Raw genomic sequence first — 25712 nt, forward strand, 5'->3', positions numbered from 1 at the left:
ACGCGCGACTTTTTGGAAAGCCGTGGGCCGTCGGCATCAAGCCTTAGGCTGTCACGATGGATTGTGCCAGCGGCGCGGGCCATGCCCCGGCAGGTGGCTGGCGCGCAGCCGGACCAGGGCCGCGCCGACCAAGGCCAGTACCGCCCCGCCAGCGGCGAAGGCACGCGAAGCGCCACGCGGCAGCCGCCCGACCAGCAGGGCGAGGACCAGCGCGACGGCGAGCAGGGTCAGGAACACCGGCTCAATCCATGTACAACCCGCCATTGATGTGGATGGTCTCGCCGGTGACGAAGGCGGCGGCGTCGGAGGCGAGAAAGGCGATGACGGAGGCGACTTCCTCCGGCGTGCCGAACCGGCGCATCGGGGTGTTGGCGATCAGTGATGGGCCATTCTGCGCCATGATCGCCTCGGTCATCGGCGTCGCGATGATGCCCGGGGAGACGCAGTTGGCACGGATGCCGCGCGGGCTGAGTTCATGCACCAGGGACCGGGTGAAACCCAGCACCGCCGATTTGCAGGCCGCGTAATGCGCGTGGCGCACCGATCCGCGATGCCCGGCCATGGAGGCGATGTTGACGATCGACCCGCCCTTGCGGAGCAACGGCATCGCTGCGCGGCAGGCGTAGAAGACACCGTCGAGGTTGACGCCGAGGGTCAGATGCCAATCGGCATCCGTCATGGCGGTGACCTCCTGCTCGACATAAAGGCCGGCGCCGGTGACCAGGATGTCGATGCCGCCGAATTCGCGCCCGGCCATGGCGACGGCCTCGTCCACCTCCTCGGGTTTGGTCACATCAACCCGGGCAGTGAGGATGCGCGCCTCAGCGGCCGGCAGCGTGGCGGCGAAGGCCTCCACCGCCTCCGGGTCGAGGTCGGTGAGCACCAGATGCGCGCCAAGGCGCCGGAACAACGCCGCCGTGGCGCGCGGGATGCCGCCATTCGCCCCGGTAATCAGGGCCACCTTGCCGGTCAGGTCGAACATGGCCGTGTTCCTTGCTTCTGCCGGTGCGTCGTCACGTCATCACGAGGCCGCCACGGAGCGTCGCGACACGCGGCGCCGCCGCCTTGGTCAGTCCGCGACCTTCAGCATGATCTTGCCGATATGCTCGCTGCTTTCCATCAGGCGATGCGCGGCGGCGGCCTCGGCCAGCGGGAAGGTGCGGTAGATCTCCGGGCCGGCCGCGCCCTTGGCCAGCATCGGCCAGACCTTGGCTTCCAGCGCGGCGGCGAGCTTGCCCTTCTGCAGCGTCGTGCGCGGCCGCATCGTGCTGCCGGTCACCGTCAGCCGCTTCAGCATGATGGGGCGGAGATCGGCCTTCTCCACCTCGAACCCGCCGAGGAACGCGATCAGCACCAGACGCCCATCCCAGGCGAGGCTGCGCAGGTTCCGCTGGAAATAGGCGCCGCCCACCATGTCGAGGATGACATCGACGCCGTTCTTGTCGGTCAGGCGGCGGACTTCCTCGGCGAAGTCCTGGGTGCGGTAGTTGATCGCCGCATTCGCACCGAAGCGCAGGCAGGCGGCGCATTTGTCGTCGCTGCCGGCGGTGGCGAAGACGCGCGCGCCGAAGGCCTTGGCCAGCTGGATGGCGGTGACGCCGATGCCCGATGTGCCGCCATGGACGAGGACCGTCTCGCCGGCCTCGAGCCGCCCGTGGCCGAACATGTTCGCCCAGACGGTGAAATAGGTCTCGGGCAAGGCGGCCGCGCGGATCGCGTCGTAGCCTGCGGGCCAGGGCAGCGTCTGCGCCTCGGGGGCCGCGCAATACTCGGCGTAGGCGCCGCCATTGGTCAGCGCGCAGACACGGTCACCCACCTTGTAGCGCGTGACGGCATCGCCGGCGGCGACGACCTCCCCCGCGCATTCCAGGCCCATGATCGGGCTCGCGCCCGGCGGAGGCGGGTAGTTGCCACTGCGCTGCTGCACATCGGGCCGGTTCACGCCGGTGGCCATGACGCGGATCAGCACCTCATCCGGCTTCGGCACCGGAACGGGTGCGCGCGCCGGCACCAGCACCTCCGGCCCGCCACCGGCGCCATGGTCGATGATCGTCATCTCCTGCGGTAGCGTCGGCATGCGCGTCTTCCCCCTTGGCGTGTGGCGCGACCATTCTCCCCGTGGCGCATGCGCGTCAAGGCGGCGGCGGGCTTGCCAGGGGCTGGCAGGGCGCGGAACATCGCGGCGAGGTCGGGATCCCGGAGGAAGGCCATGTACCAGATCCGTCGCCGCCCGCTGTTGGCGGGACTGGCCGCCACGGCTGCGGTGCCGCGGCTGGCCATGGCCCAGGGACAGGATCTGCGGTTCGGCGCGCTTTTCCCCTTTTCCGGCAGCCTCGCCCTGCTCGGCGACGAGAGCTTCCGCGGCCTGGAGGTTGCGGTCGAGGAACGCAACGCCGCCGGCGGCGTGCTCGGGCGCCAGATCCGGCTCGCCAAGGCCGACGCGGTGGACCAGGCCCAGGCGATCGCCGAGGTGCGCCGGCTGATGAGCGCCGAGCGCGTCGCCGCCGTGTTCGGCACCTATGCCTCCACGCTGAGCTTCGCCGCGACGCAGGTCAGCGAGTTGCAGGGCGTTCCCTATTTCGAGATGGGCGCGATCAGCGACCCGATCACCGATCGCGGCTTCCGCTACGTCTTCCGTACCTGCCCGCGATCGTCGGATTTCGGAACCGCCACGGTCGCCGCCGTGCCGGATGCGCTGGCGCCGATCTACAACGTCGATCCGACGACGCTGCGCATCGCCGTGCTGCATGAAGATGCGCTGTATGGCCAGACCGTCTCCGGCTTCCAGGAACAGCAGATCCGCGCGCGCGGGCTGAACCTGGTCGAAAAGCTCGCCTATTCCTCGCGTTCGGCGGATCTCGCCTCGGCGATCCAGCGCCTGCGCGGCGCCAATGCGGACATCGTGCTGCACACCGGCTACCAGAACGACATCGTGGTGTTCTTCCGCGGCATGCAGGAGGCAAACTGGAAGCCGCGCATGGTGATCGGCTCGGGCGCCGGGTATTCGCTGAGCGAGACCGCGCGCGCCGTGGGCCCCGCCTTCAACGGCGTGATGAATGTGGACTTCACGCAGTTCGCCGTGAATGAACGCTTCGCACCCGGCGTTTCCGCCTTCGTCGATCTCTACAAGCGGCGCTACGGGTCCGATCCGCGATCGGGGCATTCGCTGGCGAATTATTTCGGCGCGAAGGTATTCCTCGATGCCGTGCAGCGCGCAGGAGGCACGGACAAGGACCGCATCCGGACTGCGGTGCTGGCGACCGACATCGCCGAGGGCACCACCGCCACCGGCTGGGGCGTGCGCTTCGACGAGCGCGGCCAGAACACCCGCGCGCGGCCCTTCCTGCTGCAATGGCAGGACGGCAACCAGGTGACGGTGTTCCCACAGGAGGCGGCCGTCGCGTCGCTGCGCGGCCAGATGGGCGTCACGTCGGGATAGCGCCGACGCGGTGGACAGCCAGGGGAGGAAACCGATGCGCGAGACAGGAGCCATGCGGCTGAAGGCGCGCGCCGATGGCTGAGGCGTTGTCGCCGCAGCCACACCGTGACCCGCGCGTGCTGGTGACGGGCGGTGCGCGCGGCATCGGGCGCGCGGTCGCCGAGGCCTTCGCCGCGTGCGGCGCGCGCATCTGCATCCTCGACCGCGACGCGGTGCCCGATGCGCCGCCGGGCTGGATCTGCGTCACCGGCAATGTCGCCGTTGAGGAGGAGGTGGAAGCCGCCTTCGCCGCGATGGATGCAGCTTGGGGCGGCGTCGATGTCGCGCTGGCCAATGCTGGCTTCGCGATGAATACGCCGAGCCTCGAACTCTCCGTCGCGGATTGGCGGCGCACGGTGGATGTGAACCTGACCGGCGCCTTCCTGACAGCGCGGGCCGCCGGACGGCGGATGCTGCGCGACGGGTCGGGGCTGATCCTGTTCACCTCCTCGCTTTATGGGAGCATCGGCGGGGCGGAGCGCGCCGCCTATTGCGCGACCAAGGCCGCCGTCGCGAACCTCGCCCGGGCGCTGGCCTGCGAATGGGGGCCGCAAGGGGTGCGGGTGAATGCGCTGGCACCCGGCTACACGGACACGACACTGGTCAGCGACCTTGTCGTGCAGGGCCGTCTCGATCGGGCGCGGCTGGTCGCGCGCGCGCCGCTGCGGCGGCTGGTACGGCCGGAGGAAGTTGCGGCACTCGCCTGCTTCCTCGCCTCCCCCGCCGCCGGGGCCATCACCGGGGCGGTGCTGGCCGTGGATGCCGGGTGGAACGCGAACGGCGGGCCCTGACGCGGCCGCGGCGCGCGGCCGTGCCGCGCGCCGGGTCGATCAATCCGCGCGGATGCCGGCTTCGCGGATGATGCTTTCCCACTTGGTGCGCTCGGCGGTGAGCCAGGCCTCGGCCCGCGCGGGCGTGGTGTCGTCCGACACGCGCATGGCGAGGTCGGACAGGCGCCGCCGCACGTCCGGTTCGGCCGCGACCTTGCCGAAGGCAGCAGCAGCGGCATCGAGGATCGGTGCCGGCGTGCCCGACGGGGCCATGACCATGTGCCAAGTATAGGCGAGCAGGCCCGGGAAGCCGGCCTCGGCCGTGGTCGGCACGTCGGGCAGCTGCGGCAGGCGCTGTTCGTCCATCACCGCCAGGGCACGGGTCTCACCGCGCTGCACGAAGGGCAGCGTCGTCGTCGCGACATCGACGATGATCGGCACGGAGCCGTTCAGCACATCCGGCATCGCCGCCGCGGTCCCGCGATAGGGCACGTGGTTGGCGCGCACATTGCTGCCGCGCAGCAGCAATTCCGTCGCAAGGTGCAGCGCGCCGCCATTGCCGCTGCTGGCGTAGTCGTGCTTGCCGGGCTCGGCGCGCAGGCGGTCGATCAGTTCGCGCAGTGTGCGCGCGGGGAAATCCTTGTTCACCGTGATCACCATCGGGATCACGCCGATCAGCGAGACGGGGGTGAAATCCGCCACGGGATCAAACGGGAGGCGCGGGAACAGTGGGCGCAGCACCGAATGCGCGACCGTGGTGTAGAGCAGCGTCTGCCCATCCTTCGGCGCCTTGGCGACGGCGTCGGTGCCGACCACCACGCCGGCGCCGGTGCGGTTTTCCACGATCACCCGCTGCGGCAGGATCTTGGAGAGCTCATCGGCGAAGAGGCGGGCGGGAATGTCGGTCGGCCCGCCGGCGGCGAAGGGCACCACGAGACGCACGGGCTGGGTCGGCCAGGCCTGTGCGCGGGCGGCAACGGGGGCGAGGGCCGCGGCGGCGCCAAGGCCCAGCAGTTCACGACGGTTCATATGGCAATCTCCCGAAGGGCGGACGCATGGACCAAGCCCTGGCATGCGTCAACCGCCCCGGGGACCGCCCGTTTAGCTCGGGCGGATGCCCGCCGCGCGGATCACCGGCGTCCACTTCGCCATCTCGCTGCGGAGGAAGCGTGCGGCGCTGTCCGGCGTGCTGTCGGTGGTGACGTTCATCGTCATCTGCGCCAGGCGCTGCTGCACCGCCGGGATGGCGAGGGCGCGGTTGAAGGCGCCATTGATCGCCTGCACGACGGGCATCGGCGTGCCCGCGGGCGCCATCGCCATGTGCCAGGTGTAGCATTCGAAATCGGGCACCCCGCCCTCGATGAAGGTGGGGATGTCGGGGGCATAGGGCATGCGCGTGCGCGTGCTGATGCCGAGCGCGCGCAACTCGCCCCGCTGGATGTAGGGCAGCGCGCCGGCGGCGACGTCGAAGATCATCGGGATGCGGCCGGACAGCACTTCCGGCATCGCGGCGGAGGAACCACGGAAGGCGATGTGATTCACCCGCAGCCCGCCCGCCGTGTGCAGGAACAGCTCGGTGCCGAGGTGGACGGCGCCGCCATTGCCGGACGACGCATAGTCGTACTTGCCCGGATCGGCGCGCAGCAGCGCGATCAGCTCCGGCAGGGTGCGCGCCGGGAAGTCCTTGTTGACCAGCATGATCTGCGGGATCTGGCCGATGAAGGCGCAGGGGGTGAAATCCGCCACCGGGTCGAATGGAAGCTGGTCGAACAAGCCCGGCAGATAGGCGTGCCCGACCGTGGTGTAGAGGATGGTCTGGCCATCCTTCGGCGCCTTGGCGACGACATCGGTGCCGATCACCACGCCCGATCCGGTGCGGTTCTCGACCACGAGGCGCTGGGGCAGGAACTTCGACATCTCATCGGCGAGCAGTCGCGCGGGAATGTCGGTCGGACCACCGGCGGCGAAGGGAACGATGATGCGCCCGGGCGCGGTCGGCCAGGCGGGCGCCTGGGCGCGCGCGGCGAATGGCGCAAGGGCGCCGGCAGCGCCGAGGCCGAGGATATGGCGACGATTCATGCGTGGGTTCCTCCCGGTTTGGTTGCCGGTATCTGGAAGCCACGCGCCCCGCGCGTCAATGGCGTCAGGCGGGATCGAGACGCCGGCCGCTCTCCGCATCGAAAACATGCAGCGCGGGGAGTTCGGGCGCGAGGCGCAGCGCCTCGGTCGGCACGCCGCCGGCGATGCGCGCGGTCAGCGCGGTGCCGTCGGACAGCCGGCCATGCAGCACGGTCTCGGAACCGAGCGGCTCGGCAAGGTCGATGGTGACCGGCAGCCCATCCTGGCCATCCGGCAGCAGGTGTTCGGGGCGGATGCCGATGGTGACGCGCTGACCCTCGCCACCTGCCCGCGCGCCGTCGGCGAAGCGCCAGACGGTGCCGCCGGCGAGGCGCGCCGCGTTGCCGCCCTCGGTCAGCGTCGCCGGCAGGAAGTTCATCGCCGGGCTGCCGATGAAGCTGGCGACGTAGGTGTCGGCAGGCCGCGACCACACCTCCATCGGCGTGCCGATCTGTGCGGCGCGGCCTTCATGCATCACCACCAGGCGGTCACCGAGCGTCATCGCCTCGACCTGGTCATGGGTGACGAAGAGCGAGGTGACGGACAGGCGCTTCTGCAGCCGGCGGATTTCAGCGCGCATCTGCACGCGCAGCTTGGCGTCGAGGTTCGACAGTGGCTCGTCGAACAGGAACAGCTTGGGGTGGCGCACGATGGCGCGCCCCATGGCGACGCGCTGGCGCTGCCCACCCGAAAGCTGGCGCGGCTTGCGGTCCAGCAACTGGCCGATCGACAGCAGCCCGGCGGCTTCCTCGACGCGGGTGCGGATCTCGGCCTTCGGCAGGCCGCGGATCTTGAGCCCATAGGCCATGTTGTCGAAGACCGTCATGTGCGGATAGAGCGCGTAGGTCTGGAAGACCATGGCGATGTCGCGGTCGGCAGGTTCCAGCGGCGTGACGTCCAGCCCCTCGATCCGCACCTGGCCGCCGGTCGGCGTCTCCAGCCCCGCGACGATGCGCAGCAGGGTGGATTTGCCGCAGCCCGAGGCACCGACAATCACCACCATCTCGCCGTCCCGCACGGCAAGGTCGATGCCGTGCAGCACCTTCGTGGCGCCGAAGGACTTGGTCACGCCCTGGATGTCGAGGCTCGCCACGCGGCTATTTCTCCGTCTCGGTCAGGCCCCTGATGAACCAGCGCTGCATCAGCACCACGACCGCGACGGGCGGCAGCAGGGCGAAGACCGCGGTGGTCATGATCAGGTTCCACTCATTCTGCGTATCGCCGATGCCGATCATCTTGGTCAGGCCGACGATGATGGTTTCCAGATCCCGGTTCGACACCATCAGCAGCGGCCAGAGATACTGGTTCCAGCCATAGATGAACAGGATGACGAACAGCGCGGCGACGTTGGTCACCGACAGCGGCAGCACCACATCCTTGAAGAAGCGCAAGGGTCCGGCGCCGTCGATCTTCGCCGCTTCCACATATTCGTCCGGGATGGTCAGGAAGAACTGGCGGAACAGCAGCGTGGCGGTAGCTGACGCGATCAGCGGCAGGGTCAGCCCCGTCATGGTGTCGATCAGCGCGAGGTCGGTCATCACCTGGAAGGTCGGGATGATGCGCACTTCCACCGGCAGCATCAGGGTGATGAAGATCATCCAGAAGAAGATCATCCGCCCGGGGAAGGCGAAGAACACCACGGCGAAGGCCGACAGCAGGGAGATCGCGATCTTCCCCACCGCGATCAGCAGCGCCATCATCAGGCTGTTGAGCAGCATGGTGCTGGCGGGCACGACGAAGGTGTTGCGCCCGCCGCCGCCTTGGAACCAGGCGGTGGCGTAGTTGTGGACCGCCTCCGCGCCCGGCAGCAGCGGCACGTCGCCACGGCCGATCGTATCGGTGTCGTGGGTGGAGCCCACGACGGTGATCCAGATCGGCAGGGCGAAGACGATGATGCCGAGGATCAGGGCGACATGGGTGAGCACCCGCTCACGCGCCTTGCGCCGGCGTGATGCCGCGGCAAGGGCTTCGACGTCGATGGCCGCGCCCGACATCAGTAATGCACCCGGCGTTCGATGAAGCGGAACTGGATCGCCGTCAAGGCAATAACGATGATCATCAGGATCACCGACTGCGCCGCCGAGGACCCGAAATTGAGGTTCTGCACGCCATCGACATAGACCTTGTAGATCAGCGTCTCGGTGGCATTGCCGGGGCCGCCGCGGGTCAGCGCGTGGATGACGCCGAAGGTGTCGAAGAAGGCGTAGACCAGGTTCACCACCAGCAGGAAGAAGGCGGTGGGCGACAGCAGCGGGAAGATCACCGTCCAGAAGCGCCGCATCGGTCGTGCGCCGTCGATCGCCGCGGCCTCCAGCACCGAGGTCGGGATCGACTGCAGCCCGGCCAGAAAGAAGATGAAGTTGTAGGAGACCTGCTTCCACGCGGCGGCGAGGATCACCATGGTCATCGCCTGCCCGCCATTGACCCGGTAATCCCAGTTGATGCCGATGGAGGCGAAGCCGCGCCCGACCAGGCCGATCGAGGGATGGAAGATGAACAGCCACAGCACCGCCGCCAGCGCCGGTGCGACGGCATAGGGCCAGATCAGCAGCGTCTTGTAGACGCCGGCGCCGCGGATCTGCTTGTCCGCCTGCACGGCGAGGAAGAGTGCGGCACCGAGCGCCAGCGCGGCCACCGAGGTCGAGAAGATGACCGTGTTCCAGGCGGCATTCAGATAGATCGCGTCATGGAACAGGTCGATGAAGTTCTCGAGCGCGACGAATTCCGCCCGCAGGCCGAAGGCGTCCTCGCGCTGCGTGGACTGCCACACCGCCATGCCGGCCGGCCAGAAGAAGAACACCAACGTGATCGCCATCTGCGGCATCAGCAGCAGATAGGGCAGCACGGCGCCGCGGAAGATGACCTTTTTTCTCAAGCAATCCCCCGCGGCGCCGGTGCGGACATCAGCCGCGATTCGCCCGTTCGAAGTTGCGCAGCACCTGGTTGCCGCGCGTGGTCGCGGCCGCCAGCGCCTGCTGCGCCGTCTGCTGGCCCTGGAAGGCGCGCTCCAGCTCTTCCTCCATGATGGTGCGGATCTCGACGAAACCGCCGAGGCGGATGCCGCGGCTGTTGTCGGTCAGCGTGCCGCCACCGCGCAGCAGCTGTTCGATCGGCACGTCGGCGCCGGGATTGTCGCGGTAGAAGCCCTTCTCACGCGCGATGGCATAGGAGGCGCGGCGCACCGGGACATAGCCGGTATCCATGTGCCACTGCGCGTCGATCTCGGGCTGGCTGAGGTACTTGAAGAACTCCGCGACGCCCTGGAATTCATCGCGCGAACGGCCGCCGCCGGCCGCCGGCCCCTTGTTCATCACCCACAGGCTGGCGCCACCGATGATGGAGTTGATCGGCGCATTCGGCGTGCCCTGGTAGTAGGGCAGCATCGCGACACCCCAGCCGAAGCGCGCTTCCCGCTGCACGCGGGCGCGGAAGCCGGAGGAGGTGTACATGATCGCCGCCTCGCCATTCGGGAAGGCTGGCTCGCCGGCATTGTTGCGGCCGCCGTAGCGGAACAGGCCGTCGCGCTGCCAGGCCACCAGCGCTTCCATATGGCGCTGCACCAGCGGGTTGTTGATGCGCAATTCAGTGCCCAGCCCGCCGAAGCCGTTGGCGAGCGTCGCCAGCGGGATATCGTGGATGGCCGAGAAATTCTCGATCTGCGCCCAGGTCAGCCAGGCGGTGCTCATCGGCACGGCGGTGCCACCGCCGGCCTTCAGCTTGGGCAGGATCTCGGCAACGCCCTGCCAGGTCTCGGGGAACTTGTCGGGATCGACGCCCGCACGGCGGAAGGCGTCCTTGTTGTACCAGACGATGGTGGTCGAGCTGTTGAAGGGCATCGACATCATCCGCCCGTCGGACAGGCTGTAGTAGCCGCGCACGCCGGGCAGGTAGTCGTTGAAGTCGATCTGCACGCCGGTCTCGGACAGCAGCTCATGCACCGGCTTCACGGCCCGGCCGGCGCCCATCATGGTGCCGGTGCCGACCTCGAACATCTGCACGATGTGTGGCGCGTTGTTGGCGCGGAAGGCGGCGATGGCGGCGACCATCGTCTCGGGATAGGAGCCGCGGAAGGACGGCACGATCTTGAAGCGCGACTGGCTCGCGTTGAAGTCGGTGCAGCGCTGTTCCAGCATCCCGCCGAGCGGCTGGGCGAGGCCGTGCCAGAACTGGATCTCGACGGGCTGGGTCTGCCCCAGCGCGGGCGCGGCGACACCAAGGGACATCGCCCCGGTCAGCAATGTACGGCGGTGCATCGGCTCGTCCTCTCCCGTTGTGGCGACGCGGCGGCTTAGCCGCGCGTCTTTGCAGGGAGATTACAGAACGACGTCAGTCAGATGAAGGGGCATGTCCGACGAGGCGCGCATAGACCTCCGGATCGGTCGCGCCTTCGGTGCCGAACAGCAGGATGCGGCTCGATTCATCGAGGCCCAATGCTGCACGCGCGAAGGGCTCCCCCGCCGCAAGCAGCAGCGCCGCGAGGCCCGCGACGGCGCTCTCCCCGGCCACCACGGCCGGTTTGCGCGCGGCCAGCGCCTTCATGCAGGCGACCGCGCTGTCGTCCGGCACGGCCATGACCGCGAAGGCGCCGCGTTCGAGTTCCTGCCAGGCGAGCAACGACGGCTCCCCGCAGGCAAGCCCCGCCATCAGCGTATCGAGATCGCCCTCGACCGTCGTCGGCGCCCCCGACTCGACGCTGGCGAGCAGGCAGGCGGCCTTCTCCGGCTCGGCGATGACGATGCGGACCGCGGTGCCGAAGCGTGCGCGCATCTGCGCCGAGACCGCGGCCGCGACACCGCCCACGCCGCCCTGGATGAAGACATGCGTCGGTGCGGCGCCGATCTGTTCAGCGGCTTCGTCGGCCATCACGCGATAGCCCTGCATCACGTCGCGCGGCACCTCGGTATAGCCGGGGTAGGAGGTGTCGGAGACAACGAACCAGCCATTGGCGTCAGCCTGCTTCTGTGCCTCCCGCACCGCATCGTCGTAGTTGCCGGGGACGACGCGGATCTCGGCGCCGTACTTCGCGATGGCGTCGCGGCGGCCCTGGCTGACATGCTCATGCACGAAGATGACGCAGGCCGCGCCGAACAGCCGCGCGCCCCAGGCGACGGACCGGCCATGATTGCCGTCGGTCGCGCAGCAGACGGTGATGCCGCGCGTGGCGTCCTTGAACTTGCCTTCCATCAGCTCCGCCGCGGTCGCCGCATTGGCGGTGCCGCGCTTCGCCAGTTCCGCCTGCAGCAGCCGCATCACCGCATAGGCGCCGCCGAGCGCCTTGAAGGAGCCGAGGCCGAAGCGCCCGCCCTCATCCTTATAGTGGACGCTCGCCACCCGCGCGGCAGCGGCGGCATCCGCCAGGTCCACCAGCGGCGTCGGCGCATAGCCCGGCCAGGAGGCGATCTCCTCCTTCGCGCGGCGGAAGCCGCTGTCGGGAAGCACGACGACGCCCGGCGTCCCGTGGCGGCGGTTGATCAGGAAGCGGAACGGAAAGGTCGGGATCATGGTGCGCGCATATTGCGCCCGGCCGCTGCGCGCGCCAAACCGGAAGCGCAGATCGGAGGGACGGCATGAAGATCACCATCCTCGGCGGCGGCGGCTTCCTGGGCCGCAAGCTTGCCGCGCGGCTGGCGAAGGACGGCGCGCTGGGCGGCCGGGCCATCACCGGGCTGACGCTGTTCGACCTGACCGCGCCGGCGCCGATCGCCGCGCCCTTCCCGCTGCGCTGCCTGGGCGGGGATGTCGCCGACCCCACCGCCGTGGCCGCCGCCATCCCGACGGGGACGGAGGTCGTCTTCCACCTCGCCGCCGTGGTCAGCGCGGCGGCGGAGGCCGACTACGACCTGGGCATGAAGGTGAACCTGCACGGCACGCTGGCCGTGCTGCAGGCCTGCCGGGCGCTCGGCACGAAGCCCCGGGTGATCTTCACCTCCTCCGTCGCCTCCTTCGGCGGCGGGCAGGATGCGGTGGTGCCGGATGACGGGCGGCAGGTGCCGACCAATTCCTATGGCGCGCAGAAGGCGATCGGCGAATTGCTGCTGCAGGACGCCTCGCGCAAGGGCTTCCTCGATGCCGTGTCGATCCGCCTGCCGACGGTGATGGTGCGGCCCGGACGGCCGAACAAGGCGGCGTCCTCCTTCGTGTCGGCGGTGGTGCGCGAACCGCTGCTCGGGCTTTCGACCGACTGCCCGGTGCCGCCGGAATTCGCGGTGTGGATCTGTTCCCCGCGCAGCGCGATGGAGTGGTTCCTGCACGCCGCGACGATGGACACCAGCACGCTCGGGGCGGATCGCGGCATCAACCCGCCCGGGCGCAGCGCGACGGTGGCGAAGATGCTGGCGGCGCTGGAAGCGGTCGCCGGCCATGTGGCGCGCGAGAAGGTTGGCTTCGTCTTCGACAAAGAAGTCCACGACATCGTCGTCGGCTGGCCGGCTGCCTTCGCCGCGACGCGCGCCCGCCGCCTCGGCTTCGTCGAACAGGAATCGCTCGAGGACCTGGTGCAGGCCTTCATCGAGGATGACCTCGCCGCGACCAAGGCGGAGCGGGGGATCTAGCCCTCCGCGACCGCCCCGTCGCGCTCGGCCATCAGCCGGCGCATCGCCTCCGGGATCTCGGCCTTCTTCCCGGTTGCATTGTCCACCACCACGCAGAGCGCACGGGCCGAACACAGTAGCCCGTCGCGCCACATCCCGTATTGATGGACGAAAGAGGTTCGGCGGAAGGAAGCGGTGCGCGCCGTCAGCAGCACCTTGTCCTGGAAATGGCCGGGGCGGTGGTACTTCACCTCCAGCGTGCCGACGACAGGCCCGGGCGCGTCCGGCGCGAAGGCACCACCGGCACCGAGCCACCAATCGATGCGCATGTCCTCGAACAGCGTCAGGTAGGCCGCGTGGTTCACATGGGCGTAGATGTCGCATTCCGCCCAGCGGATGGCGTGCTCCCGCCAGATCGCCCATTGCCCCTCGACACTGAAGCGTTCGCGCAGCGTCGCATCCATGATCCCGTCCCTGATTCCGTACTCGCCGATTGTGCTGCGCCGCGCGATGCGGGGAAAGTCGCCCCTTGATCGCGCCGCGCGACGCAGCGAGGCTGTCGGCAAGAACATCCGGGGAAACGCCATGATCGCTCGTCGCCACCTGCCGCTCGTCACGCTCGGCCTTTCGCTGCCGATGATCCGGCCGGCGCGCGCCGCCTGGCCGGCCGACCGGCCGATCGAGGTCATCATCCCCTTCCCGCCCGGCGGCGGCGTGGATGCCGTGGGGCGCTTCGCGACGCACCAGATCACGCCGCGCCTGCCCGGCGTGCGCTTCGTCGCCAGCAACCGGCCCGGCGCCTCCGGCCAGTTGGGCATGGAGGCGGTCTTCAACGCCACGCCGGATGGCTACACGATCGGCGCGATCGGCAGCCTCAACGTCTCGACCCTGCCGCTGGAGCGCTCGGTGCGCTGGAAGGCGGAGGAATTCACCTACATCGCCAATATCGTCGATGACGCCTGCGGGCTCTGGGTGCTGGCGAATTCGCCGTTGCGCAGCCTGGGCGACCTGGTCGCGGCGCTGAAGCGCCAGCCCGAAAGCGTGTCGGTCGGCAGCGCGGCCGGGGTCGGGTCCGACGACCACCTGGTGCTGCTGGGATTGGAGGAGAAGGCCGATATCCGCGCGCTGCACGCCCCCTTCAACGGCACGGCGCAGGTGCAGCGCGACCTGCTGGGCGGGTCGGTCAACGTCGCCTCCTTCAACATGAGCGAGGGGATCGTGCTGATGCGGGAGGGTCGGATCCGCTGCCTTGGCCAGGCATCGCCGGCCCGCTGGTCCGCGGCGCCGGACGTGCCGACCTTCCGTGAACAGGGCTTCGACGTGGTGATCGGTTCGGCGCGCGGCATCGTCGCCCCGCCGGGCTTCCCGCCCGAGGCGACGCGCGCCATGGAGGCCGCCTTCACGGCCGCCTTCGCCGACCCGGCCTTCACCGAGGCTGCGGACCGGATCTCCCTGCCGCTGCGCCCGCTGGTCGGCCAGGCCTATCGCGACATGGTGCTGAGCGAGGGCGAGATGGTGCGCGCGATGTTCGCACGGCGCCCCTGGCGGCGCTGATTTCCTTGCGGCGACGACGCCGCGCTGCCTAGCCTTCCTCCCAAGAACCAAGGGAGGAAGGTCCATGACCACGCGTCGCGCCCTGCTCGCCGGGGCGGGGGTGTTTGCCGCGCCCGGCATCGCCCGTGCCCAGGCCGCCTGGCCGGGCGACAAGCCCGTCGAGATCATCGTCCCCTTCCCCGCCGGCGGCGGCGTGGATGTGATGACGCGGCTGATCATGCCGCTGGTCGCGGTGCAGATCCCCGGCTTCCGCCCGGTGGTGGTGAACCGCACAGGCGCGGCCGGGCAGATCGGATTGGAGGCGACCTTCAATGCGGCCGCCGATGGCTACACCCTGGGTGCCACGACGATCCCGGCGCACAACGCCATCCCGCTCGAACGTCCGGTGCGCTATCGCGCGATGGACTTCACCTTCCTGTGCAACATCGTCGAGGATGCGAACTGCTTCTATGTCCGCGCCGAGAGCCCCTTCCGCAGCGTGTCGGACATCGTCGCGGCCGCGCGCGCACGACCAAACCACCTGACCTACGGCACCACGGGCATCGGCAGCGACGACCACCTGTTCATGCTGGCCTTCGAGGCGGCGGCGAATGTCCCGCCGATGGTGCAGGTGCCCTTCGCCGGCGCCGCGCCGCTGATCCCGCAACTGCTCGGCGGCAACATGGATCTGGCCGTGATGAATGTGAACGACGCGCTGCAGTTGGTGCGGGAGGGCAAGCTGCGCATGCTGGCGCAGGCCGCTGCGCGGCGGCAGCCGGAGGCCGGCGAGGTGCCGACCTTCCGTGAACTCGGCATCGACGTCGCCGGCAGCGCGTCGCGCGGCATCGTCGGCCCGCCGAACATGCCGCCCGCCATCGTGGCGCGGCTGGAGGCGGCATTCCGCAACGCGCTCAACGACGAGGGCTTCCGGCGCGAGGCGGAGCGGCAATCCATGCCGCTGCGGCCCGTCGTTGGCGCGGAATACAAGGCCCTCGCGCAGCAGGTGGACAACAATCTGCGGCAGTTGTGGCAGGTGCGGCCCTGGCGGGGCTGACGGCTGGAGATCGTCCCGTTCGCCCCGGCTCACGGCGACGTCTCCAGCCAGTTGTATTCGCGGGTATCTTCACCCGATCAGGTGATCCCACCTGATCGGGATCTGCTCTACAGCCCCGTCTGCTCCAGCCGAGCGATCGCACGCGCCATCGCCTGCGCGCGCGGCACGAAGCTCTCGACCTCGAGGTATTCCTCCGGGCTGTGCGCGAGGCCGCCCACCGGCCCGACCGCGCAGAGTGTCGGCGCGCCCATCGCCGCGGTGAAGCCGGAATCGGCGCAACCGCCGGTGAACTCGCCTTCCACCTTCAGCCCGCTATCGGCCGCCGCCGCCTGATACACCGCGAAGACACGATCCGATGCGGGGGTGGGGTTCAGCGGCAGGAACTCGCCCTTGATCGTCAGCTTGGATTTCGTCCCGGGGACGAAGGCGCGCGCGACGATGTCGTGGATCTTGCCCATGATCTCGTCGCGATCGGCCGGCTCGATGTAGCGCAGGTCGATCTGGAACTGGCAGTTCGGCGCGGTGGTGTTGACCGACTGGCCGCCCTGGATCAGCCCGACATTCAGCGTGATCCCGCGCTTCAGGTCGGTCAGCGCATGGATGGCGACGATCTTGTGCGCCGCCTCCCCGATCGCGCTGATGCCGGCTTCGAAGTTGCCGCCGGAATGCGCGGCCTTGCCTTCGAGATCGACGACGGAGAACACGCCGCCCTTGCGCGCCTTCACGACATTGCCCGAGGCACGGCCCGGTTCGCTGTTGAAGACGACGCGCGCATTCTTCGCCTCGGCCTCGATCACCGGGCGGCCTTCGGGGCTGCCGATCTCCTCGTCGCCCGTGAACAGGCCGACCAGCGGGCCGGGCGCGCCGCCGAACTTCGCGAAGGCGGCGAGGACGAACATGTTCATCACGATGCCGGCCTTCATGTCGGCGACACCGGGACCATAGGCGCGGCCATTCTCGATGCGGAAGGGGCGGCGCTCCGGCTCACCCTTGGGGAAGACCGTGTCGCGATGGCCCATCAGCACGATGTTGGACCGCTGGTTGCCGGTGCCGAGCGTGTGCCCGCCCTCGACGATGCCGCGGATGCAGTCGCCATGCTTCTGCTGCGGCAGCACCTCCGCCGCGATGCCGTGCGACAGCAGGAAGCGCTTCACCTGCTCCCCGGTGCGGTCAACGCCCAGCTTGTCGTAGGACCCGCCGTCGGTGTTCACCATCTCGGCGAGTTCGGCCAGCATCGCGTCCTTCTGCGATGCCAGCCAGGCGGTGATCTGCGCTTCGGTGGTCATGCCGTGTCTCCTTGCCGGGCGGAGACTTGCACCGGCAAGGCGTCACGGAAAGGGGTCGGTCAGATCGAAGGCCAGCGCTGCGCCCAGGGGTAGGCGGCCTCATACTGCCGGGCCAGCGCGATCAGCTTCCAGTCGGCGCCATAGGGCCCGACCAGTTGCACGCCGATCGGCAGCCCGTCCGGCGCCGGATCGACCGGCACGTTCAGCCCCGGCAGCCCGCCCGCATTGACGATGCCGGTGAAGGCGCGGTGATAGGGCGGGCCGAACTTCGTCGCATCCCACGGCATCGCACCGGCGGACGGCATCACGATCACGTCCCAATCGCGGAACGCACGGGCGAACTGCGCCTGCACCTCGCGGAAGGCGTTCATCGCATCGACATAGTCGGCAGCGGAGAGGGTCTCCGCCTTCGCCATCATCTCCTCGTAGATCGCACCGATGCGGCCCTTCCACTCCTTGCCGCGCAGCACCCAGGCGAGGCCGGCAGCGCCGATCACCGGCCAGTGCTTCTCGAACAGGGAGATATCGACAGGCAACTCGCCCTCGGTCACGTTGTGCCCGAGTGCGGCGAGCTTGCGCGCTGCCTCGGCGCAGGATGCGGCGACCGGTGCCTCCACCTCCCACTGCGCGATGCGCGGCACGTAGAGGATGCGCAGGCCCTTGGGCGGCGGCGGTTCCTCATGCGGCCCCGGCACGCCGACGGACAGCCGGTCCTCGTCCAACGGTCCCTGGATAATGGACAGCGTGGTGGCGAGGTCATCGACCGTGCGCGCGATCGGCCCGATCACCTCTGCATCGTCGAGGATGATCGGCAGCCCGTCGCGCCGCGCCACGCGCCCGGTGGATGGCTTCAGCCCGACCAGCCCGCAATGGCAGGCGGGGCGGCGGATCGAACCGCCGCCATCGGTGCCGAGCGTCACCGGCCCGAAGCCCGACGCCACCGATGCCGCGCCGCCACCGGTCGACGCCCCCGGCGTCAGCGCCGTGTTCCACGGGTTGCGCGTGGTGCCGAAGCTCGGCGTATCCACATTGCCGCGCCCGAGCGTGAACTCCGACACGTTGGTCTTGCCGAGGATCACCGCGCCGCCCGCACGCAGCCGCGCCACCGGCGTCTCGTCGGCGTCGGGCACGTAGTCCATCCACAGTGCGCTGCCCCAGGCGCAGCGCAGCCCCGCGACGGTGATGTTGTCCTTGATCGACACCGGCACGCCATCCATCGGGCCGAGCGGCTTGCCGGCCGCGAAGCGCGCATCGGCGGCCTTGGCGGCCGCGGTCGCGCCAGCCTCATCCAGCGTGGCGAAGGCATTCAGCTTCGGATTGGCCGCGGCGATGCGATCCAGCACCGCGCGCAGCGCGGCACTCGGCGTCAGGCTCCCATCGCGATAGCGCGCGGCGAGCGCCGTCGCGGAAAGCCGCCAGATATCCTCAGTCATATCGAAATTCTCCGCGTCATTGCGCCGGTGTGAAGAAACGCGCGAGCGTGAATTCGTCCGCGCGCGGGACATAGGCGACGCCGCCGCGCGTCGCCCAGATATTCACCTGGTAGAGGATCGGTGCCAGGGCCTGGTCGGTCATGGCGCGCTCCTGCGCCTCCTCGAGCAAGGCGCGGCGGGCGCCGTCATCAACGGTGCCGAGCGCGCGGACGATGATCGCATCCAGCGCCGGATTGGAATACCGTCCACGATTGGCCACACCGAGGCCACGCTCGCGATCGACGCTCGCGACCAGCCCGCGCAGCGGCGAGGACGCCTCGCCCGTATTGCTGCCCCAGCCAAGCAGCATGGCCGAGAAAGCGTAGTTCGGCGGCCCGCCCTGGGAGAGGATCAGGTTGAAGGGCATCGCCTCCGCGCGCACCTCGATGCCGATGCGGGTCAGCATCTGCGCCACCGCCTGCAGGATCTGCTCATCGTTCGGGAAGCGATCGTTCGGGCCATGGATGGTCAGGCGGAAGCCGTCGGGATAGCCCGCTTCGCGCAGCAGGCGGCGCGCGCCATCCAGGTCAAAGGCGGGCGGCGGCAGGCGTGGGCTGGCGCCGAAGAAGCCCTCGGCCAACATGCCGCCAGCCGCGATCGCCTCGTTGCCCATCAGCCGCTCGACGATCGCCGGGCGATTGATCGCCATGGAGATGGCACGGCGCACGCGGACGTCGCGCAGCGGATTCGCCGGCAGGGGCTGGCCGTTGCGCGCGGCGGCATGCGGCGTGACGTCGCGGAAGGTATCGAAGCTGATGAACATCACGCGATTGGACGTGGTCCGCCACAGCCGCATGTCCTGCCGCCGGCGCAGCGCGTCGAGCTGCGAGATCGGGGCGGCTTCGATCGCATCGACATCGCCGGCGAGCAGGCCGGCGACCCGCGCGCTGTCATTCGGCACGATGCGCAACGTCACGCGTGCCCAATGCGGCGCGCCGCCCCAATAGGCGTCGTTGCGCGTCAGCACGACGCGGTCGCCCGGCGTGAAGCTCTCGAAGCGGAAGGGGCCGCTGCCGATCATCGCTGCGCCGGTGCGGAATTCGGCGGTCGCCGCCGACTCGAAGCGGCGCGGGATGATGTTCACCACCGACAGGTCGGTCGGCAGCAGCGGCTGCGGGCCGCGTGTCGTCAGGCGCAGAGTGCGCGAATCCACGACCTCGACCGAGGCGATGCCACGCACGAACTGGGTGAAGGGGCCGGGGCTGTTCGGCACGGCGGGGACGCGTCGCAGGCTCGCCGCGACGTCCTCCGCCTCCACCGGCGAGCCGTCATGGAACGCCGCGCCTTCCCGCAGGCGAAACTCCCACTGCGTGTCCGACACCGCTCGCCAGGACTCGGCGAGGCCCGGCACCAACGCCTGGCGTTCATCCTGATGTACCAGCCGGTCGAAGACGTGTGCCGCGATGGCGTTGTTCGGCACCAAATTGTGGAAATGCGGATCGACCGCGGTCGGCGTCGCGGCCAGCGCGACGGTCAGCGATTGCGCGATTGCGCTCTGCGTCGCGGCGAGGATCCACGCCGCAATTCCGGCTGCCCAATGCATTCGCATCCGCACACTCCGATGCCTACCCGTCACTCTCATCCGTGTTTCCAAACCCGACAAGACCACGGGGCGACGGCAGGCGGCATCTTTCGTGCCGAGCCAATCGGGCCGAGGATCGCGCCACGTCGATTGGCTCGGAGATCATGATGTTGCATGCACTATCGCGCCGCGCCCTGCTGCTGGCGGCCTCGCTCGCCATGCCGCGCATTGCCCGCGCGCAGCAGAGCGGATTCCCCAATCGCCCGCTGCGGGTCGTCGTGCCCTTCGCGCCGGGCGGCATCACCGACATCCTGGCGCGCGCGGCCGCAGAAGGGCTCTCGCGCGCGCTCGGCCAGCCGGTGGTGGTGGAAAACCGTGCGGGTGCGGGCGGCAATGTGGGGTCCGAGGCCGTCGCGAAATCGGCGCCCGATGGCTACACCATGCTCGCCGTGGGGCCGGCGGTGATGGGCATCGCGAAGCCGCTCTACGGAAGGCTGAACTACGATCCGGACAGCGACTTCACCTGCCTCGGCATGCTGGGCGGCCAAGCGAATGTCATGCTGGTCAGCCCGCGCGCATTGCCTGAACCGACCTTACCCGCGCTGGTCGCCGCGGCGCGCGCCAAGCCCGGCGAGGTGCCCTTCGCATCGTCCGGCAGTGGATCGCTGACGCATCTGACGGCAGAGCTCTTCGCGGCCGATGCCACGCTGCGCATGGTGCATGTGCCCTATCGCGGCAGCCCGCCGGCGCTCGCCGACCTGATCGCCGGCCAGGTGGCGATGCTGTTCGACGCGCTGACCACGGCGCTGCCGCTGCATCAATCCGGACAGGTTCGCATCGTCGGCATCGCGACGCGCGAGCGTGCAGCGGAGCTGCCGGACGTGCCGTCCCTGGTGGAAGCTGGCTTCCCCAACCTCGATGTGCCGAACTGGTTCGGGCTGTTCGTCCCGGCAGCGACGCCGGTGCCGATCGCGCAGCGCCTGTCTGCCGCGCTGGCGGAAGTGACGGCGGCGGAATCCTATCACGCGCTGATGCGTGCACGCAGCGCCACGCCGGTCAGGGTCGGCGATGGCGACCTCGACCGCTTCCTCGCACGCGAACGCGCCCGCTGGGCGGAAGCCGTGCGCAGCAGCGGCGCGCGGCCGGACTGACGCGCGCTACTCGATCTTGCCCAGGGCGCGGACCACGCGCACCAGCCGCGCGGCGTCCTCGGCATAGAAGGCGGCGAAAGCGTCGCCTTCGCGGAAGTCGAGGGTATTGCCGCTCGCCGTCATGGCGCGACGGAACTCGGCATCCGCCGCGACCTGGCGCGACGCCTCGCGGATGCGCGCCATGGCCGGCGCGGGGGTTCCCGTCGGCGCGAAGAGGCCGACCCAGATGTAGAACTCGCAGTCCCGGAAGCCCTTCTCGATCAGCGTCGGCACATCCTCGAAGCCGGCGAGACGCGTGCGGCCCCAGGTGGCGATGGGACGCAGCGCGCCGCTGCGCACATGCGGGGCGATCGGTCCCGGACCTGAGGCCATGCATTGCACCTGACCGGCGAGCAACGCCGTCAGCGCAGGCCCGCCGCCCTGGAAGGGCACATGCAGCATGTCGAGCTCCGCCGCCTGCGCCAGTTGCGCCATCGGCACATGCAGCGCGGAGTAGTTGCCGGCCGAGGAGTAGGAGACCTGCCCGGGCCGCGCCTTCACATCGGCGATGAAGGCCTCGAGCGTGCGGATCGGCGATGCCGCGGGCACCACCAGCACGGTCGGGTCGGCAGCGAACAACGCGATGGGCGCGAGTTGGTCGGTCGAATAGGTCGGCTCCCGGCCGTTCACGCGCGCCGCCTCGGGCAGCAGCGCCATCGACGACAGCGCCATCAGCAGCGTGTAGCCATCCGGCGTCGCGCGCGCGACCGCGGCATTGCCGATCGCGCCCGCCGCACCGCCGCGATTCACGATGGGCACGGCGACGCGCCAGATGCGTTCCAATGCCGCGGCAACCGGACGGCCGACCACATCCGCCTGGCCGCCGGGCGGGAAGGCGACGACGATGCTGACGGGACGCGAGGGGAAGACCTCCTGCGCCACGGCAGCGCGCGCGAAAGCGGCAGCCGCGGCGGAGCCGATCAGGACGCGACGCTTCATTCCTGTTTCCTCCCGGTGATTGTCGTTGGGGTCAGGTCACGCGACGGGGTTCTCCAGCACGCCGATGCCCGGCACCTCGATACGGATCCTGTCGCCCGGCTTGAGGAACTTCGGCGGCGTGAAGCCGATGCCGACCCCGGCAGGCGTGCCCGTCGCGATGATGTCACCGGGTTCCAGCGTGATCGCCGCGCTGATCGTCGCGATCAGGGTCGGGATGCCGAAGATCAGATCGTCGACGCTGGCACGCTGGCGCAATTCGCCATTCACCCAGGTCGAGATGGACAGTTTCGGCGGCACGCCCGCGGCATCCGCCGTGACGATCGCCGGGCCCATGGGGCAGAAGCCATCGATCCCCTTGCCCAGGATCCACTGCCGGTGCTTGTGCTGCAGCGTCCGCGCGGTGACATCGTTGACGATGGTGTAGCCGAAGATGTGGGCATAGGCGTCGGCCTCGCGGATACCGCGACCGCCCTTGCCGATCACCACGGCGATCTCGCCCTCGTAATCCGTGCTGTTCGAGGAATCGAGGAAGGAGGGGATCGGATCGTGCGGGCCGATCACGCTGGTGGGCGGCTTGCTGAACACCACCGGCGCCTCGGGCACCACTTCCTTCGCCGTCGCGTCGAAGCCGCTGCTGGCGAACTCCTTCGCGTGCTCATGGTAATTCTTGCCGACGCAGAAGACGTTCTTCGTGGGGCGCGGGATGGGGGCGAGGATGGTGGCACCCTCCGCGACAGGCGCCTTTTCCGACGCCGCACGCGCCGCTGGCAGCGCGCCGCCGGCGATCAGCGCCAGCATGTCGCGCGGCAGCGACGCATCCGCGGCGAGAAGATCCAGCACCTTGCCGGTTTCATCCAGCGCGCCGATGCGCGTTCCCTTGGCGTCCTTGAACGTGACCAGGCGCATGGCAATTCCCCTTCTATCGCTTGCGCACGAATTCGGTGCGCAGCACCAGACCCTTGATGCCTTCGTAGCGGCAGTCGATCTCCTCGTCATTGTCCGTCAGGCGGATCGAGCGGATGACCGTGCCCTGCTTCAGCGTCTGGCCGGCGCCCTTCACCTTCAGGTCCTTGATGACGGTGACCGAATCGCCATCAGCCAAGGCGTTGCCGGCCGAATCGCGCACCACGCGCTGGCCGGCCGCGGCGGCCGCGGCGGCGACCTCCGCGGCCGGGCGCCACTCGCCTGTCGCTTCGTCGTAGACGTAGTCGTCATCGCTGCCGGACATGGCCTCAACCCCTCTGCGGCGCGGTTTCGGCGGGGTTGGCGAGCGGCAGCGTCGCCGCGCGTTCCAGGGCGCGCGCACCGCGGAAGGCCAGGTCGTCGCGATACAGCGCCGCGACCACCTGCACGCCACGGGGCATGCCCTCCCCGTCCAGCGCCACCGGCACGGAGATCGCCGGCTGGCGCGTCAGGTTGAAGGCGAAGGTCCACGGCGCCCAGTCGCGCCACAATGCGAGGTCCGGCTGCGTCGTCGGCTGGTCGGCCGCAAAGGCCGCGGTCGGCGTGCAGGCGGTCAGCACCAGGTCGTAGCGCTGGTGGAAGCGCGCCATGGCGTGCGCGGCCTCCAGGCGCATCGCCTCGGCAGCCAGGTAATCCACGGCGGACATCCCGCCATTCTTCCGCGCCACCTCGACCATGCCGGCGTCCAGCAGGGCGTGCTTCTCCTCCGGGATTGTGGCCAGCACGCGGGACAGCGCCACGCCCCAGACACGGCCGAAGATCGCACGGGTGTCGGGCAGGCCGGGATCGGCCTCCTCCACGATCGCGCCCTGTTCGGCAAGCATCTGCGCCGCGCCGGCCAGCACCGCCTCGCCATCCGCGTCGAGAGGCGGCTCGAAGCCCATGCGCCGCACCAGGGCGACGCGCAGCCCGGCGACGCCGTCCTCGATGCCGGCGCGCCAGTCGCGCGGTTCATCAGGCAGGCAATAGGGATCGCGCAGGTCGAAGCGGGCCATGGCGGAGAACATCAGCGCCGCGTCGCGCACCGTGCGCGTCATCGGCCCGGCGACGGCGACATGGCCGAAGGCGCCGAGCGGCCATTGCGGGATGCGCCCGAAGGAGGGCTTCACGCCGACCAGGCCGCAATAGGCCGCGGGGATGCGGATCGACCCGCCCGCATCGGTGCCGATATGCAGCGGGCCGAAGCAGGCCGCGCCAGCCGCGCCGGCGCCGCTGCTCGAACCGCCCGGCGTCCGCTGCGGGTTCCACGGGTTGCGCGTGATGCCGTTCAGCGGGCAGTCGCCGGGCGACTTCCAACCGAATTCGGTCGTCGTCGTCTTGCCGAGGATGACGGCGCCCGCTTCCTTCAGCCCCATCACCGCCGGCGCGTCCTCGCCTGCCGGCGTCGTGTCGGTCGCGCGGCTGCCGCGCCGGGTCGGGAAGCCGGCCAGGTTGAGCAGGTCCTTCACCGTGGCCGGCACGCCGTCCAGCGGCCCGATGGGGCGGCCGGCGGCCCAGCGCGCCTCGCTCTCGCCCGCTGCCTGCAGGGCGCGCGGATTCATCGCCGCGAAGGCATTGACCCAGGGGTTGTAGCGCGCAACGCGCTCCATCACGGCCTTCAGCGCCTCGACCGGCGAAAGGGCGCGGCGGGCATAGAGGCCGAGGAGCGTCTCGGCGGGCATCAGGGCGGGGTCGGTGTCGGACATGGCCGGCACCATGTCCCCCCGACCCGCGCCGTTCAAGTCAGGGGCCGGTCATTCCGCCGCCAGCGGCAGCCGGTCCTTGCGGCATTCCATCAGCGGCTGGATGCGCTCGCCGAACTTGTCGAGGCCTTCGAGGAAGTCGTCGAAGGTCAGCATGATGCCCTTCACGCCGGGCATGGCCGCGACCTCGTCCATCATCCTGGCGACATTGGCGTAGGAGCCGACCAGAGTGCCCATGTTCCAGTTCACCGGGGAGGGCGAGCGCAGCACGGCCGCGGCCATCGAGGTATCGGCCGCCGTGGTGTCCTCGGCCGCCTTGCCGTGGAGATAGGCCAGCGCCTCCTTGTCGGCGCCCTCGTTGTAGAGCCGCCACTTGGCCCAGGCGGCCTCGTCCGTCTCCTCCGCGATGATCATGTAGAGCATGTAGGCGCCGACATCGCGCCCGGTCCTGCTGCCGGCCTCCAGCACGCGCGCGGGGACCGATGCGGCGCGGGTGGGCTCGTTCACGCCCTCGCCGAGGCAGAAATTGTAGTCACAGAGTTCGGCGGCGAAGGCCATGCCGCGGTCGGATTGTCCGGCGGCGACCACCTTCACGGGCGCCTTCGGGCGGGGCGACAGGACGCAGTCGTCCATGCGGAAATACTCGCCCTTGAAATCCGAATGCCCGGTCTCCCACAACTGGCGCATGATGGTGACGTATTCGGTGCTGTAGTCGTAGCGCTGGGCGAAGTGCTGGTCGCCCGGCCACAGGCCCATCTGGCTGTATTCCTTCGCGTGCCAGCCCGAGACGATGTTCACGCCGAAGCGGCCGCCGGAAATGGAATCGATCGTGCTCGTCATGCGCGCGATGATCGCGGGCGGGATGGTCAGCACCGCGACCGAGGCAAAGAGCCTGATGCGCGACGTGACGGCGGCCAGCCCCGCCATCAGCGTGAAACTCTCGAGGCCGTGGTCCCAGTACTCGGTCTTCCCGCCGAAGCCATGCAGCTTGATCATCGAAAGGGCGAAGTCGAAGCCGTAGCCCTCGGCCTTCTGCACCACCGCCTTGTTGAGATCGAAGCTCGGCATGTACTGCGGCGAGGTGGCGGAGATGATCCAGCCATTGTTGTTGATCGGGATGAAGACGCCGATATCCATGGCTCGCTCCGCTGCCGGTTGACGCCCCCTGGCGGGCA

At 69.5% G+C, this 25712-nt stretch carries 25 protein-coding genes; 6 read left to right on the plus strand and 19 right to left on the minus strand.

The features are described from left to right. Positions 1-51: 51 nt before the first annotated feature. From AC2YHJ_RS16825 to AC2YHJ_RS16835, 3 genes are all read right to left on the minus strand, one after another. Positions 52-237 (minus strand): hypothetical protein, encoded by a 186-nt coding sequence (locus AC2YHJ_RS16825; RefSeq protein WP_487397242.1) that lies wholly within the window; start codon positions 235-237, stop codon positions 52-54. A 4-nt stretch (positions 238-241) separates the two neighbouring features. Then, a complete protein-coding gene (locus AC2YHJ_RS16830; protein WP_487397243.1) occupies positions 242-982 on the minus strand; it encodes an SDR family NAD(P)-dependent oxidoreductase in 741 nt (246 codons plus the stop codon). 87 nt (positions 983-1069) lie between these two features. After that, on the minus strand, positions 1070-2077 hold the full coding sequence (locus AC2YHJ_RS16835; protein WP_487397244.1) for an NAD(P)H-quinone oxidoreductase: 1008 nt from the start codon (positions 2075-2077) through the stop codon (positions 1070-1072). 132 nt (positions 2078-2209) lie between these two features. Here AC2YHJ_RS16835 and AC2YHJ_RS16840 point away from each other — a divergent pair, with 132 nt between their 5' ends. Continuing rightward, positions 2210-3439 (plus strand): ABC transporter substrate-binding protein, encoded by a 1230-nt coding sequence (locus AC2YHJ_RS16840; protein WP_487397245.1) that lies wholly within the window; start codon positions 2210-2212, stop codon positions 3437-3439. 74 nt (positions 3440-3513) lie between these two features. After that, positions 3514-4269, plus strand: a complete 756-nt coding sequence (locus AC2YHJ_RS16845) for an SDR family NAD(P)-dependent oxidoreductase (protein ID WP_487397246.1) — start codon at positions 3514-3516, stop codon at positions 4267-4269. A 39-nt stretch (positions 4270-4308) separates the two neighbouring features. Here AC2YHJ_RS16845 and AC2YHJ_RS16850 read toward each other — a convergent pair whose 3' ends face one another. The 7 genes from AC2YHJ_RS16850 to AC2YHJ_RS16880 form a co-directional block, all read right to left on the minus strand. Beyond that, positions 4309-5277: a Bug family tripartite tricarboxylate transporter substrate binding protein gene (locus AC2YHJ_RS16850; protein ID WP_487397247.1), complete on the minus strand. Its 969-nt coding sequence runs from the start codon at positions 5275-5277 to the stop codon at positions 4309-4311. A 72-nt stretch (positions 5278-5349) separates the two neighbouring features. Then, a complete protein-coding gene (locus AC2YHJ_RS16855) occupies positions 5350-6327 on the minus strand; it encodes a Bug family tripartite tricarboxylate transporter substrate binding protein (RefSeq protein WP_487397248.1) in 978 nt (325 codons plus the stop codon). Between the two features lie 64 nt (positions 6328-6391). Further along, positions 6392-7459, minus strand: a complete 1068-nt coding sequence (locus AC2YHJ_RS16860; RefSeq protein WP_487397249.1) for an ABC transporter ATP-binding protein — start codon at positions 7457-7459, stop codon at positions 6392-6394. 4 nt (positions 7460-7463) lie between these two features. Continuing rightward, positions 7464-8360 (minus strand): sn-glycerol-3-phosphate ABC transporter permease UgpE, encoded by an 897-nt coding sequence (gene ugpE / locus AC2YHJ_RS16865; RefSeq protein ID WP_487397250.1) that lies wholly within the window; start codon positions 8358-8360, stop codon positions 7464-7466. Further along, a complete protein-coding gene (ugpA, locus tag AC2YHJ_RS16870; RefSeq protein ID WP_487397251.1) occupies positions 8360-9241 on the minus strand; it encodes a sn-glycerol-3-phosphate ABC transporter permease UgpA in 882 nt (293 codons plus the stop codon). Before ugpA ends, ugpE begins: the two co-directional genes overlap by 1 nt. Before the next feature lie 28 nt (positions 9242-9269). Continuing rightward, positions 9270-10619 (minus strand): sn-glycerol-3-phosphate ABC transporter substrate-binding protein UgpB, encoded by a 1350-nt coding sequence (gene ugpB / locus AC2YHJ_RS16875; RefSeq protein WP_487397252.1) that lies wholly within the window; start codon positions 10617-10619, stop codon positions 9270-9272. 73 nt (positions 10620-10692) lie between these two features. Then, the gene (locus AC2YHJ_RS16880) at positions 10693-11868 is read right to left on the minus strand and encodes a diaminopropionate ammonia-lyase (RefSeq protein WP_487397253.1); all 1176 of its coding nucleotides are present in this window, start codon (positions 11866-11868) and stop codon (positions 10693-10695) included. 65 nt (positions 11869-11933) lie between these two features. On the opposite strand from AC2YHJ_RS16880, the gene denD reads away from it, so the two are divergent. Beyond that, the gene (gene denD, locus AC2YHJ_RS16885) at positions 11934-12917 is read left to right on the plus strand and encodes a D-erythronate dehydrogenase (RefSeq protein ID WP_487397254.1); all 984 of its coding nucleotides are present in this window, start codon (positions 11934-11936) and stop codon (positions 12915-12917) included. Here the strand turns inward: denD and AC2YHJ_RS16890 are convergent. Further along, positions 12914-13360 (minus strand): acyl-CoA thioesterase, encoded by a 447-nt coding sequence (locus tag AC2YHJ_RS16890; protein ID WP_487397255.1) that lies wholly within the window; start codon positions 13358-13360, stop codon positions 12914-12916. The genes denD and AC2YHJ_RS16890 overlap by 4 nt on opposite strands. Positions 13361-13481: 121 nt before the next feature. Between AC2YHJ_RS16890 and AC2YHJ_RS16895 the strand changes: the two genes are divergently transcribed. Both AC2YHJ_RS16895 and AC2YHJ_RS16900 read left to right on the plus strand, forming a co-directional pair. After that, the gene (locus AC2YHJ_RS16895) at positions 13482-14450 is read left to right on the plus strand and encodes a tripartite tricarboxylate transporter substrate binding protein (protein WP_487397256.1); all 969 of its coding nucleotides are present in this window, start codon (positions 13482-13484) and stop codon (positions 14448-14450) included. Positions 14451-14514: 64 nt separating this feature from the next. Further along, positions 14515-15483 carry a Bug family tripartite tricarboxylate transporter substrate binding protein gene (locus AC2YHJ_RS16900; protein WP_487397257.1) on the plus strand — a complete coding sequence of 323 codons (969 nt, stop codon included), beginning with the start codon at positions 14515-14517 and terminating at the stop codon, positions 15481-15483. Between the two features lie 107 nt (positions 15484-15590). Here AC2YHJ_RS16900 and AC2YHJ_RS16905 read toward each other — a convergent pair whose 3' ends face one another. From AC2YHJ_RS16905 to AC2YHJ_RS16915, 3 genes are read right to left on the minus strand one after another with little or no spacing between them, the layout of a single operon-like run. After that, a complete protein-coding gene (locus AC2YHJ_RS16905) occupies positions 15591-16769 on the minus strand; it encodes a M20 family metallopeptidase (RefSeq protein WP_487397258.1) in 1179 nt (392 codons plus the stop codon). Positions 16770-16828: 59 nt separating this feature from the next. Beyond that, complete coding sequence (locus tag AC2YHJ_RS16910) at positions 16829-18202, minus strand: amidase (RefSeq protein ID WP_487397259.1); 1374 nt, start codon at positions 18200-18202, stop codon at positions 16829-16831. Positions 18203-18218: 16 nt separating this feature from the next. Next, positions 18219-19790 (minus strand): ABC transporter substrate-binding protein, encoded by a 1572-nt coding sequence (locus AC2YHJ_RS16915; RefSeq protein ID WP_487397260.1) that lies wholly within the window; start codon positions 19788-19790, stop codon positions 18219-18221. A gap of 137 nt (positions 19791-19927) precedes the next feature. On the opposite strand from AC2YHJ_RS16915, the gene AC2YHJ_RS16920 reads away from it, so the two are divergent. Next, entirely contained in the window at positions 19928-20914 is a 987-nt protein-coding gene (locus tag AC2YHJ_RS16920) for a Bug family tripartite tricarboxylate transporter substrate binding protein (protein WP_487397261.1), read from the plus strand. Positions 20915-20920: 6 nt separating this feature from the next. On the opposite strand, the gene AC2YHJ_RS16925 is transcribed toward AC2YHJ_RS16920, so the two are convergent. Genes AC2YHJ_RS16925 through rutA form a run of 5 tightly spaced genes read right to left on the minus strand, consistent with a single transcriptional unit; the run spans position 20921 to position 25674 of the window. Continuing rightward, positions 20921-21892, minus strand: a complete 972-nt coding sequence (locus AC2YHJ_RS16925; protein ID WP_487397262.1) for a tripartite tricarboxylate transporter substrate binding protein — start codon at positions 21890-21892, stop codon at positions 20921-20923. A 36-nt stretch (positions 21893-21928) separates the two neighbouring features. Continuing rightward, positions 21929-22798, minus strand: a complete 870-nt coding sequence (locus tag AC2YHJ_RS16930; RefSeq protein WP_487397263.1) for a fumarylacetoacetate hydrolase family protein — start codon at positions 22796-22798, stop codon at positions 21929-21931. A gap of 13 nt (positions 22799-22811) precedes the next feature. Next, complete coding sequence (locus tag AC2YHJ_RS16935) at positions 22812-23120, minus strand: alkylphosphonate utilization protein (protein ID WP_487397264.1); 309 nt, start codon at positions 23118-23120, stop codon at positions 22812-22814. Between the two features lie 4 nt (positions 23121-23124). Continuing rightward, on the minus strand, positions 23125-24540 hold the full coding sequence (locus AC2YHJ_RS16940) for an amidase (protein WP_487397265.1): 1416 nt from the start codon (positions 24538-24540) through the stop codon (positions 23125-23127). 48 nt (positions 24541-24588) lie between these two features. After that, entirely contained in the window at positions 24589-25674 is a 1086-nt protein-coding gene (gene rutA, locus AC2YHJ_RS16945; protein WP_487397266.1) for a pyrimidine utilization protein A, read from the minus strand. Positions 25675-25712: the final 38 nt, after the last annotated feature.

The sequence above is a fragment of the Roseomonas sp. SRI_022 genome (assembly GCF_057586215.1).